A 10706-nucleotide genomic window follows, 5' to 3' on the forward strand; every position below is an offset into this window, starting at 1 on the left:
GGGTGCCGACACCCATCGATAGCGCGTCGGAGCCTGCGCGTGCGGTGCCCGGATGGCCGGAAATGGTCACCGAATGTCCTCCTGTCGTTCGATCAGCCGTTGCAACAACCTGTCCCTGTGTACTTCATCGCCCGCCACCGCGACAGCGGTACGTGCCAATGCCAGCGCGCCGTCGAGCACCGCCCGGTCCGCCGAGGCGTTCACCGCGGCGGCGGCGAACTCCGGCTGATGGGTGGCCGCGCCGCCGGCATCGATGCCGATCACCGGGTGGATACCGGGGATGACGTTGGTGACGTTGCCCATGTCGGTGCTCCCGAGCGGCCGCAGCACCTCGAGCTCGGGCGCGATCGGCGTCCGTCCCAATCCGGTGATCTGCGCGCGGTAGGCAGCGGAAAGAACCGGATCGGGGGTGAGCTCGGTATAGGTGGGCGCGAGCGTCCGTATGTCGTGGGTGCAGCCCGTCGCCAGGGCGCCCGCTTCGAAACACGCCTTCGCTCGGCGCATCAGGTCGTCGAGAGAGCCGGAATCGGCAGCGCGGAGGTAGTACAGCAACTCCGCGCGTCCGGGCACGATGTTGGGGGCTACGCCACCGTCGGACACTATACCGTGCAGCTGCTGGCCGGGTCGCAGATGTTGACGTAGCAAGCCGACAGCAACCTGGGTCAGGGTCACCGCGTCGCCCGCGTTGCGCCCCAGTTCGGGCGCGGCGCTGGCATGGGCCTCACGGCCGTGGAAGACGATGGCGAGATCGGCCAGCGCCAGCGAACGCGCGCCGACGATGTCGCCGGGCCCAGGGTGGACCATCATCGCCATCGCGATGTCGTCGAAGGCGCCCGCTTCCAGCATGAGCACCTTGCCGCCGCCGCTCTCCTCCGCCGGCGTGCCGAGCACCACCACGGTCAGGCCGAGCGCGTCGGCCACCGCGGCCAGCCCGATGGCCGCGCCGACGGCGGACGCGGCGATGATGTTGTGCCCGCAGGCGTGCCCGATCTCGGGCAGCGCGTCGTATTCGGCGCAGATGCCGACGGTCAGCGGGCCGCTGCCGTAGACGGCGCGAAAGGCCGTCGACAGCCCGGCGACGCCCGTGGTCACCGCGAATCCGCGCTCGACCAGCGGCGCGAGGACCTTCGCGACGCTACGCGTCTCGGCGAAGGCCAGCTCGGGTTCGGCGTGGATCGCGTGCGAGAGCCCGATCAGCTCGTCCGAGGCAGCCACAATCGCGGCGTCGGAGGCGGTGGCTGTGAGTTCGCCGGTGCGCGAGGGTGCCATACCCCCAGTCTTGCATCAGTGCCCGACAGCGGCGCACCGGCGAGCGTGGTCAGTTGCCGAAGGGAAGGTTCTCCGGGGTGACCGGGGTGGCCAGCGCGGCGAGGGTCTCGGCGTGCAGCGCGGTCTTGATGATCGGGGTGATCGGCTTGCGCAGGCTGGTCAGCGCGGCGGCGCGCGCGATCGCGGCGGGCAGCACCTCGTCGGCGTCGGCCTTGGCATCGGCGATGCCGGCGGCGATGGCCTCGTCGGCACCGAAGCGGTGGCCGGTGGTCATCGCCTGGACGCACACCTGGTTGCTCAGGCGACCCTTCAGCAAGCCGTTCATGCCGATGGTGAACGGCATGCCGAGGTGCACCTCGGGCAGCGACCAGAAGCCACGGTCACCGCGCATCACGCGGAAGTCGTGAGAGGTGGCCAGCATGGCGCCCGCGCCGAACGCGTGGCCGTTGACCGCGGCCACCGTCGGCATCGGGAAGGTCAGCAGGCGGGTGTAGAGGGAGTGCACCCGGTCGAGGTAGCCGTGGACCTTGTCCAGGTTGCCGAAGACGTAATCGGTGTCGAGGCCGTTGCTGTAGTACTTGCCGGTCGCGACAGTGACCAGCGCGGCAGCACCCTCGGATGCCTCGACCTTGTCGAGTGCGGCGTGGAAGGCGTCGATCCAGCCCGGCGAGAAACGGTTCTCGTTGTCGGTCTCACCCTCGTTGCCGAGGTACAGGACGAAAACATCACCAGAGCGCTCCAAATACGGCATGCAGGGAGAATAAACCGCGACGGAAGGCGTAGCTACTCGCGGGTACGACACGCAGGAGCCCGATGTTGTCCGACCATGGTCACTCGGCCCGAGGACGCCCATCCCCGCTGCCGCTTAGACTTCGTTTCATGACTGCCGAACAGGCCGCTGCGGCGATTGCCGAACGTACGGGAGTGCCGCGTCATCGCGTGGCCGTGGTGCTGGGATCGGGGTGGCAGGAGGCAGCAGCCGAGATCGGCGCGCCGCATGCCTCGATCCCCATGACGGAGCTACCCGGCTTCGGTAAACCCAGCGCGCAGGGTCACGGCGGCATGGTGCATTCGGTCACCGTGAACGACAACAATGTGCTGCTGCTGATGGGTCGTCAGCACCTGTACGAGGGCTACACACCCCAGCAGGTGGTGCATCCGGTGACCGCGGCGATCGCGGCGGGCGCCGAGATCGTGCTGCTCACCAATGCCGCGGGCGGACTCAGGGCGGGGCTGGCTGTGGGTGAGCCGGTGCTGATCGCCGACCACATCAACCTCACCGCGCGCACCCCACTGGTAGGCGCGCGGTTCGTCGACCTGGTCGATGCCTGGGATCCCGAATTGCGTGCGCTGACAAGGGAAATCGACCCGAGTCTGACCGAGGGTGTGTACGCCGGGCTCACCGGACCGCAGTACGAGACGCCTGCCGAGATCCGCATGCTCGCGACCATCGGCGCCGATCTGGTCGGCATGTCGACGGTACTGGAGGCCATCGAGGCGCGGTCGCTCGGCGCGAAGGTGCTCGGCATCTCGCTGGTCACCAATATGGCCGCGGGCGTTACCGGGGAACATCTTTCGCACGCCGAGGTGCTGGCCGAGGGGCAAGCCGCCGCGCCCCGGCTCGGCAAGCTGCTGCGCGGCATTCTGGAGCGCGTGTAGATGCTGCGGTTCGGGACCGCGGGCCTGCGTGGACCGTTGCGCGAAGGCCCCGACGGGATGAACGTGACAACGGTGTCGCGGGCCACGGCCGGGCTGGCCGACTGGTTGCGTGAGCGGTGCCTCGGCGGTGGGCCGGTTGTGGTCGGGCGCGACGCGCGGCACGGATCTGCCGAGTTCGCCACCGCGACGGCGGAGATCTTCGCTGCCGCAGGATTTCCGGTAACGGTGCTGCCCGATCCGGTGCCGACACCGGTGGTGGCGTTCGCGGTGCGTGAGCTGGGCGCGGTGGCCGGGGTGCAGATCACCGCCTCGCACAACCCGCCCGCTGACAACGGTTACAAGGTGTATCTCGACGGCGGGTCGCAGCTGATCGCTCCCGCCGACAGCGAGATCGAGAAGGCCATCGAGGCGGTGATCGAACCGATTGCGCGGGAACCTGTTCCGGTATCCGGCGCCGACCTGGTCGATCGGTATCTCGCACGCGTCGCGGAATTGCCCGGCCTGCTCGGTGGGCCAGGTGCACGAGCGGATGTGCGGATCGCGCTCACCGCGCTGCACGGTGTCGGCGGTGAGCTCGCGGTGCGCGCGCTGGCCGCGGCGGGGTTCACCGACGTGCACGTGGTCGATGAACAGTTCGCCCCCGATCCCGACTTTCCCACCGTCGCGTTCCCGAATCCAGAAGAGCCGGGCGCTGCCGATCTGCTGCTCGCGCTGGCCGAGCGGATCGATGCCGATGTCGCGATCGCGCTCGATCCCGATGCCGATCGCTGCGCCCTCGGCGTACCTGGTCCCGGTGGCTGGCACATGGCGCGTGGTGACGAAACCGGTGTGCTGCTGGCCGATTACGTGCTGCGTACCCGTCCCACCGATCCGCTGGTCGCCACGACCATCGTGTCCTCGCGTCTGCTGTCGAAGCTGGCCGCCGCGCGATCGGCGCGCTACGCCGAGACCCTCACCGGCTTCAAATGGCTGGCCAGGGCAGGCGATGGACTCGTGTACGCCTACGAGGAGGCCATCGGGCACTGCGTCGATCCCACGAAGGTCCGTGACAAGGACGGCATCTCGGCCGCCGTCGCCGCCGCGGATCTCGTGGCCCTGCTGAAAGCTCAGGGCCGAACGCTGCAGGACGAACTCGACTCCTACGCTGTCGAATTCGGCCTGCACGCGGGAGATCAGGTCTCACTTCGCCTGCCGGACCAGGCCGCCGCGAGCGTGCTGGTCGCCGCCCTCCGCGCGGACCCGCCCAGCGAAATCGCCGGTACCCCGGTGAAATTCACCGACCAGGCGCAGGTCCGCGGCCGGCTACGCACCGACGCGCTGGTCTTCGACGCCGACGACTTCCGCATCGTCGTCCGCCCCTCTGGCACCGAACCCAAACTCAAGTGCTACCTGGAGGTATTCGCCCAGGTATCCGAACCGGACGACCTGAACAACGCCAGACAGCTTGCCGCCCAGCGACTCTCCGAGCTGACCACGTTCTGCCGGTCGCTGGCAGGAGGCAAGGAATAGTCGACCGCCTGGAATCGCTCGCCCGGCCGCGCTGAGTCAGCGTGGGCCGAACTAGGGGTCACCCGCGTCGCCGAGGCCGGGACCCGGCTCGCGGAACAACTCGCGGCTGGGATCGCCGAATACGTCGTGCGCCGGAAGCCCCGCCGTGGGCAGCGGCGACGTCTCCTGATGTCCGTGCTCGATCGAGCATCGACGGAAAGGCCCGTTCCCGTCGGTCAGAGCCCGCAGATGCGGATCGGCATGGTCCAGAAACCAGAGACTGATGCCGAGCCCACCTTCGAGCCGGTGGCGTTCCCACACCCGCCACAGCGCGTCCAGCCGTATGGCCGCGCTCGGGTGCCGCCACCACTCCGGACACCAGTTGAGCTGATCGTCCGGCCGATACCCCAGCGCGTCACCGAACACTCGGACGAAATAGTCGTCTACCCAGGCCGCCACATCGCTGTAAACCAGCTCGAACGGCTTCTCGGGCCCGGTAACCCCACTCCCCATACCTGCCAGGATCTCACGAAAACCGGGCGGTGGGAGGCTGATTCAGCGTGGACCGAACTGGCGGTCGCCCGCGTCGCCGAGGCCGGGGACGATGTAGGCGTGCTCGTTGAGGCGGTCGTCGATGGCTGCGGTGATCAGGCGCACCGGCAGGCCCGAGCCTGCCAGGGCGGCAACGCCTTCCGGGGCCGAGACGACGCAGATGGCGGTGATGTCGGTGGCCCCGCGGGCGACGAGGAGTTCGATGGTGTGGCGCATCGAACCGCCGGTGGCCAGCATCGGGTCGAGGACGAATACCGGCAGGCCGGTGAGGTCGGCGGGCAGGGATTCGAGGTAAGGCACCGGCTCGTGGGTCTGCTCGTCGCGGGCGATGCCGACGAAACCGACGCGTGCTTGCGGCACGAGTTCGGCTGCGGCGTAGACCATGCCGAGCCCGGCCCGAAGCACCGGAACCAGCAGCGGGGGCGCCGCCAACCGGACGCCTTCGGTGACCGCGACCGGCGTGTCGATCGGTTCGCGCACCACCGGCGCGTCGCGCAGCGCCTCGTACATGAGGATGCCGGTGAGATCGGCCAGAGCATTGCGGAAGGTGGCGTTGTCGGTACGAGCGTCCCGCATCGTGCTGAGCAGGGTCGCGGCGAGCGGATGGTCGACGGTGTCGGTGCGCATGAAAAGACGATAGGGTCGCTTGGCGCTTCGCGCCTACGACCGCTGGGGAAATATTTTCGCAGTCGAGGGAACCGAATGCGGAGTCGGTGCGTCCAAGATAATGAGTGACGTACTCTGCCCGGGAACTCGAGGATTGGGGGAAGTTCGATGACGAAAAAGATGTCGGCCGATGCCGAGGGCATCGTCGCGTACAGCGCGGCTGCCGAGGTGATGGCGACGGAACTGGCCACGGCGGCAGCTGGATCGGTTGCCTCCGACCCCACCCTGCTCGGCCCCATCATGGGTCTCATCGGCGGCGATTTCACCGCCGCCTACTCCGCCGCCCATGCCGGTCACGTGGCGTCGATCGCGCAGCTGTCGGCGGTCATGGGGAGCATGGGGCTGGCCACCGCCAGCGCCGCGACCACCCTGGTCGAGACCGACCTGAACAACGCGGCCGGGCTCTCCGCGGCCGCGGGCGATATCGGTACCGACGCATGATCGACCTCAGCGGGCTGGCTCAGCCCCTCCTCGATCTGCTGTCGAGCTTCGGCTCCGGCGTGCTCGGCACCGGCGGCGCGTCCGACGGCTTGCGCTCGACCTCGACCAACCTCGACCAGATCTATCAACAGGGTCGCTACAGCATCAACAACGTGAACACCGCGTGGGACGGCCAGGCCGTCGACGCGGCCACCGCCAAGGCGCTGCGCGTGCAGACCTCCTCGGCCACCCTGTCCGACAACGGCACCGAGATGGCGACCGTCGTCGACCAGGCCGCCGCCTATGTGGAGACCGGGCAGAAGGAACTCGACGGGATCGTGAACTCGTTCCTGTCCCAGGTGTCCGCGCTCAGCCCCACCCTCGGCACACCCGCCGGTCTGACGGCCGTGGTGAGCTCGGCGATCGACCACATCGGTCAGGGCATGGGCGTCGTCGGCCGGGTGCAGGACGAAATGAGCACCCAGACCGCCGCGATCCAGGAACTCACCCCCGCACCGTCGAGCACGGCGCTGGCGAGCGTCTCCTCCGGCGCGAGCAACCTCGTGTCCTCGGCGTCGAGTTCCGGTCTGCTCTCGACCGCGGCGAGCACCGGCAGCACAGTGCTCAGTGCGATGGGATCCGGTCTGTCGACGGCGATGGGTGGCAGCAACAGCAGCACCAGCGGCTCCAAGTCGACCACCACCGGCGGAACCTCCGCGGGCACGGGCGGATCGACGGGGTCGTCGGCCGGTTCGTCGACCGGGTCGGGCACCGGCATCAAGATCACCCTGCCCGACGGCAGTACGGTCGAGGCGCCCAACGAGAAGGCCGCGACCGCGGTCCGCTCGGCCATCGGCGCCGTCGGCACCCCGTATGTCTGGGGCGGCAACGACCCGCAGGCGGGCATCGACTGCAGCGGGCTCACCAAGTACGCCTACGGCGAGGCCGGGGTCGAATTGCCTCGGCTGGCGCAGGAACAGCACATCGGCAATCCTCAGATATCCCCCGGTGACCTACAGCCGGGCGATCTGGCCGTGTGGGACGGCCATGTCGCCATGGTGGTCGGCAACGGGCAGCTCGTCGAGGCCGGCGATCCGGTTTCGATCAGTTCCATCCGAACGGAGAACAGTGGCATGGAGTTCTACGGCTTCTACAGGCCCACCGAATGAGCGGCACGCCGATCCCCGAGGTGCCGAATGTGGAGTCAGCGGTCAGCAGTAACCGCTCGGGCACGATCTCGGTCCGCGCGACCAGTATGGGTCTGCCGATCGCGCTCAAATTCGAACGCAGCGAATACCAGTTCGGCGCGCAGGCGCTGGCCGACGAGATCCTGCGCCTGACCCGGCGCTCGACCATCGCCGCCGCCGCCCGCCTGCGCGAGGTCTACAGCGAGCAGGCGCAGATCCCCGACGAACTGCTCGACAAGATGAACCTGCCCACCCGGCGGCAGGCGGTCGACGAACTCGATCGCATCGACGATGCCGACACCGGTCAAACGAGTTGGATGAGGCCACTGTGAGTGCGGAAATGGACGCCCTGGTCGCGGGCGTCACCGGAAAACTCGAGGCGCTCGAGGCGGCTCTGTACGGGTTGAAGCAGGTCAACGGACGTTTCACCACCGAGGACGGGTTGGTCACCGCCGAGGTGAACAGCGACGGCGCCCTCGTCGGCCTGACGCTGGACGAAGCCATCACCACACTGGCGCCCACCGAGGCCGCCGCGCTCATCCTGTCGGCCTGCAAGCAGGCCACCGAGACCGCCGGAGAGGCACGTTCCAACATCATTGCGACACTGAACGAATCGCTCACCGGTTCGAGTGCACAGCCCGGCGGGCAATTAGCACCCGGGCCGGATAGTGCCCGGCGCTCGAGCTAGCTAGGCTTCGCGTCATGGCTTCTGGAGACATCGTCCCGATCGAGCTCGGTCTGACCGATGGCGATCTCGTCACCCTGTGGGCACCGCGCTGGCGCGACGGTGACGACGAGTGGGAGGCGTTCCTCGGTCACGAGGACGACCTCTACGGATTCGAGTCCGTTGCGGAGCTGGCGGCGTTCATCCGCACCAACTCCGACAACGACCTCGTCGACCACCCGTCCTGGGCGGTCATCGCCGGCCTATCGGCCGCTGAGCTGGAGCCGGAGGAGAACTTCAGCTTCGATCTGGTCTCCGTGCCGGAGCTGGCCGCGGGCGACCCGGACGTCGATGTCGTCGGTGAGCTCGAGGACACCCTGGCGATGGTGCGCAATATCGCCGAGGTGTGCGAGCTCGACGTGGTGACCAAGTTCTTCGGCAACAACCCGGTGCTCGGCGCGCTGGCCAGCGGGGCGAGCACCTTCGTCGGCCGCGACGGCGAAGAGCTGTGGGACCAGGTCGGTGCCGCGATCGTCAAGGGCTGGGACGACGTGCTCGACGCGATCGACAGCGTCGTGAGCACGCCCGAGGTCGACGCGGCCGCGGTCGCCGTCGCCGAGGCGGAGCTGCTGGCGGCCGAGGAGAACGAGGTCGACGCCGACGATGTCGCCGAGGAGGAGGAAGAGTTCGAGAACGTCGACCTCACCGCCTCCGACGACGACGAAGACGAGTCCTTCTGGGACGGGGTCGGCATCGACCCCGTCAAGATCGTCACCTCCGACGGCGAGCAGTTCACCCTGCGCTGCTACCTCGACGACGAGCCGATCTTCCTCGGAAACGGCAGCACCATCACCGTCTTCGGTTCCGAGCGCGCACTGGCCCGCTACCTGGCCGACGATCACGAGCACGAGCTGGCCCGGGTGTCGACCTTCGCCGAGGTGCAGACCGCGGCGGTGGACGGTTCGCTCGAGGTCGAGGTGACCGACGAGAACGTCTACGTGCTCACCGGTTTGGTCGACGATCTGGCCGAGGGGCCGGAGGCGGTCGACATCGAACAGCTCGATCTCGCGGTCGAACTGTTCAGCGACGCGGCCGACTACGCCGATGACGACAGCGTGGAAACGGCTCTCGCCCAGTCGAATCCGCTCGGCTGGTACGTCTCGTACCTGCTCAACCCGGACCCGAACCGGATGGCGCCGAACCCGCCGTACGCGACGGAAGCCCAGCAGTTCCGCGACCTGCAGCGTGCGTTCGAAGCGCGGCTCGTCAGCGAATAAACTCTCGATGAGATCAGGGGTGGCACCGATGCGGTGCCACCCCTGATTCATGTCAACCGAGCAGAACCGCGTAGCCCGGCTTGATCACTTCGTCGATGATCTTCAGCCGGTCCGGGAACGGGATGAAGGCCGACTTCATGGCGTTGATGGTGAAACGTTCCAGGTCGCTCCAGCCGTAGCCGAAGGTGTCGACCAGCTTGAGCATCTCCTCGCTCATGGAGGTGTCGCTCATCAGGCGGTTGTCGGTGTTGACGGTGACCCGGAAACGCAGGCGGGCGAGCAGGTCGAACGGATGCTTGTCCAGCGAGGGCACCGCGCCGGTCTGCACATTCGACGAGGGACACAGTTCCAGCGGCACCCGCATATCGCGCACATAGTTCGCGACCAGGCCGAGCTGCGCGTCCTCGATGTCGCCCGGGACGCTGATGTCGTCGGTGATCCGCACCCCGTGGCCGAGCCGATCACAGCCGCAGAACGCGAGCGCCTCGTGAATCGACGGCAAGCCGAACGCCTCACCCGCGTGAATCGTGAAGTGCGCGTGGTTGGCTCGCAGATACTCGAACGCGTCGAGGTGGCGGGTGGGAGGGAATCCCGCCTCGGCGCCCGCGATGTCGAACCCGCCGACACCGGCGTCACGGAACCGCACGGTGAGCTCAGCGATCTCGCGCGACCTTGCCGCGTGCCGCATCGCCGTGAGCAGACACGTCACCCGAATGACATCGCCCTGCTCAGCCGCGATCGCCTCCCCCTCCCGGAACCCCGCGAGCGTGTGCTCCACGACCTCGTCGAGGGTGAGGCCCTTCTCCAGATGCTGCTCGGGCGCGAACCGCACCTCCGCGTAGACGACCCCGTCGGCCGCGAGGTCGACAGCGCATTCCCGCGCCACCCTGCGCAGCCCCTCCGGAGTCTGCATCACCGCGACCGTATGCGCGAACGTCTCGAGATACCGCTCGAGCGATCCGCTGTCGGCAGCGTCGCGAAACCACGCCCCCAAACTCTCGGCATCGGCAGCGGGTAGTTCGTCATAGCCGCAATCAGCGGCCAGCTCTAGCACCGTCGCGGGCCGCAGACCACCATCGAGGTGATCATGCAGCAATGCCTTCGGTGCGCGTCGGATCGAAGCAAGGTCAAGGGGCGCCGGTCCAGTCATGTAAAGACGGTAGCGGTTCCGCCTCTCCGCGTCTTCGGGCCAGATTAAGTGCCGCTGTCGATTCGCTGGCGGCCGGCGGAACTCGAGGTGGCAGCATTGGCTTCTGGTCGGCGAGTTACCCATGTGCTCGCGAAATACCGGGGTGCGATGCTCAGTCGATACGGACAGGATCAGGTCGAACACTTCCACCCCGAGACCGCCTACCGCACCACCAGCCACATCCCACACCCCAAATCCGCCATGACCGCACTCCCAACCCCCGCACTCCCGACCCCTAGGGAGGGACGGCCACGAAGTGGCCGGTCCGCGGCCGGGTCGCCGGTTAGACGCCGTTGCGTACGCGACGAAGGAGCAAGCAACGGCGTCTAACCGGC

At 68.0% G+C, this 10706-nt stretch carries 12 protein-coding genes; 7 read left to right on the forward strand and 5 right to left on the reverse strand.

The genetic code is table 11. The annotated features are described in order from the left end of the window. Window positions 1–66: 66 nt before the first annotated feature. The gene (locus tag ACFWPK_RS25860; protein WP_378919935.1) at window positions 67–1269 is read right to left on the reverse strand and encodes a M20 family metallopeptidase; all 1203 of its coding nucleotides are present in this window, start codon (window positions 1267–1269) and stop codon (window positions 67–69) included. A 49-nt stretch (window positions 1270–1318) separates the two neighbouring features. Continuing rightward, window positions 1319–2020, reverse strand: a complete 702-nt coding sequence (locus tag ACFWPK_RS25865; RefSeq protein WP_378919937.1) for an enoyl-CoA hydratase-related protein — start codon at window positions 2018–2020, stop codon at window positions 1319–1321. A gap of 128 nt (window positions 2021–2148) precedes the next feature. Between ACFWPK_RS25865 and ACFWPK_RS25870 the strand changes: the two genes are divergently transcribed. Both ACFWPK_RS25870 and ACFWPK_RS25875 read left to right on the forward strand, forming a co-directional pair. Next, window positions 2149–2928, forward strand: coding sequence for a purine-nucleoside phosphorylase (locus tag ACFWPK_RS25870; protein ID WP_378919939.1), 780 nt, complete (start codon window positions 2149–2151; stop codon window positions 2926–2928). Then, window positions 2929–4437 (forward strand): phospho-sugar mutase, encoded by a 1509-nt coding sequence (locus tag ACFWPK_RS25875; protein WP_378919941.1) that lies wholly within the window; start codon window positions 2929–2931, stop codon window positions 4435–4437. Window positions 4438–4488: 51 nt separating this feature from the next. Here the strand turns inward: ACFWPK_RS25875 and ACFWPK_RS25880 are convergent, their stop codons facing one another. Both ACFWPK_RS25880 and upp read right to left on the reverse strand, forming a co-directional pair. After that, window positions 4489–4929 (reverse strand): DUF4913 domain-containing protein, encoded by a 441-nt coding sequence (locus ACFWPK_RS25880; RefSeq protein WP_378919943.1) that lies wholly within the window; start codon window positions 4927–4929, stop codon window positions 4489–4491. A 42-nt stretch (window positions 4930–4971) separates the two neighbouring features. Further along, window positions 4972–5595 carry a uracil phosphoribosyltransferase gene (gene upp / locus ACFWPK_RS25885; RefSeq protein ID WP_378919945.1) on the reverse strand — a complete coding sequence of 208 codons (624 nt, stop codon included), beginning with the start codon at window positions 5593–5595 and terminating at the stop codon, window positions 4972–4974. 147 nt (window positions 5596–5742) lie between these two features. Here upp and ACFWPK_RS25890 point away from each other — a divergent pair, with 147 nt between their 5' ends. The 5 genes from ACFWPK_RS25890 to ACFWPK_RS25910 are packed head-to-tail and all read left to right on the forward strand — an operon-like array spanning window position 5743 to window position 9182. Then, entirely contained in the window at window positions 5743–6075 is a 333-nt protein-coding gene (locus tag ACFWPK_RS25890; RefSeq protein WP_378919947.1) for a hypothetical protein, read from the forward strand. After that, window positions 6072–7223, forward strand: a complete 1152-nt coding sequence (locus tag ACFWPK_RS25895; RefSeq protein ID WP_378919949.1) for a C40 family peptidase — start codon at window positions 6072–6074, stop codon at window positions 7221–7223. The genes ACFWPK_RS25890 and ACFWPK_RS25895 overlap by 4 nt, the downstream gene beginning before the upstream one ends. Beyond that, window positions 7220–7573, forward strand: a complete 354-nt coding sequence (locus ACFWPK_RS25900) for a hypothetical protein (protein WP_067447900.1) — start codon at window positions 7220–7222, stop codon at window positions 7571–7573. The genes ACFWPK_RS25895 and ACFWPK_RS25900 overlap by 4 nt, the downstream gene beginning before the upstream one ends. Further along, the gene (locus ACFWPK_RS25905; RefSeq protein ID WP_378919952.1) at window positions 7570–7929 is read left to right on the forward strand and encodes a YbaB/EbfC family nucleoid-associated protein; all 360 of its coding nucleotides are present in this window, start codon (window positions 7570–7572) and stop codon (window positions 7927–7929) included. The genes ACFWPK_RS25900 and ACFWPK_RS25905 overlap by 4 nt, the downstream gene beginning before the upstream one ends. A 14-nt stretch (window positions 7930–7943) precedes the next feature. Next, entirely contained in the window at window positions 7944–9182 is a 1239-nt protein-coding gene (locus ACFWPK_RS25910) for a primosomal protein (protein WP_378919954.1), read from the forward strand. 52 nt (window positions 9183–9234) lie between these two features. Here ACFWPK_RS25910 and ACFWPK_RS25915 read toward each other — a convergent pair whose 3' ends face one another. Continuing rightward, entirely contained in the window at window positions 9235–10332 is a 1098-nt protein-coding gene (locus tag ACFWPK_RS25915) for an adenosine deaminase (protein WP_378919968.1), read from the reverse strand. Between the last annotated feature and the right edge of the window lie 374 nt (window positions 10333–10706).

The organism is Nocardia sp. NPDC058519 (assembly GCF_042719755.1).
In the GTDB taxonomy this organism is placed as follows: Bacteria; Actinomycetota; Actinomycetes; order Mycobacteriales; family Mycobacteriaceae; genus Nocardia.

What these genes read in the sequence shown, in the direction of transcription:
- ACFWPK_RS25860 (WP_378919935.1), bottom strand. Translation starts at nt 1,269, where the DNA reads ATGGCACCCTCGCGCACCGGCGAACTCACAGCCACCGCCTCCGACGCC.
- ACFWPK_RS25865 (WP_378919937.1), bottom strand. Translation starts at nt 2,020, where the DNA reads ATGCCGTATTTGGAGCGCTCTGGTGATGTTTTCGTCCTGTACCTCGGC.
- ACFWPK_RS25870 (WP_378919939.1), top strand. Translation starts at nt 2,149, where the DNA reads ATGACTGCCGAACAGGCCGCTGCGGCGATTGCCGAACGTACGGGAGTG.
- ACFWPK_RS25875 (WP_378919941.1), top strand. Translation starts at nt 2,929, where the DNA reads ATGCTGCGGTTCGGGACCGCGGGCCTGCGTGGACCGTTGCGCGAAGGC.
- ACFWPK_RS25880 (WP_378919943.1), bottom strand. Translation starts at nt 4,929, where the DNA reads ATGGGGAGTGGGGTTACCGGGCCCGAGAAGCCGTTCGAGCTGGTTTAC.
- upp (WP_378919945.1), bottom strand. Translation starts at nt 5,595, where the DNA reads ATGCGCACCGACACCGTCGACCATCCGCTCGCCGCGACCCTGCTCAGC.
- ACFWPK_RS25890 (WP_378919947.1), top strand. Translation starts at nt 5,743, where the DNA reads ATGACGAAAAAGATGTCGGCCGATGCCGAGGGCATCGTCGCGTACAGC.
- ACFWPK_RS25895 (WP_378919949.1), top strand. Translation starts at nt 6,072, where the DNA reads ATGATCGACCTCAGCGGGCTGGCTCAGCCCCTCCTCGATCTGCTGTCG.
- ACFWPK_RS25900 (WP_067447900.1), top strand. Translation starts at nt 7,220, where the DNA reads ATGAGCGGCACGCCGATCCCCGAGGTGCCGAATGTGGAGTCAGCGGTC.
- ACFWPK_RS25910 (WP_378919954.1), top strand. Translation starts at nt 7,944, where the DNA reads ATGGCTTCTGGAGACATCGTCCCGATCGAGCTCGGTCTGACCGATGGC.
- ACFWPK_RS25915 (WP_378919968.1), bottom strand. Translation starts at nt 10,332, where the DNA reads ATGACTGGACCGGCGCCCCTTGACCTTGCTTCGATCCGACGCGCACCG.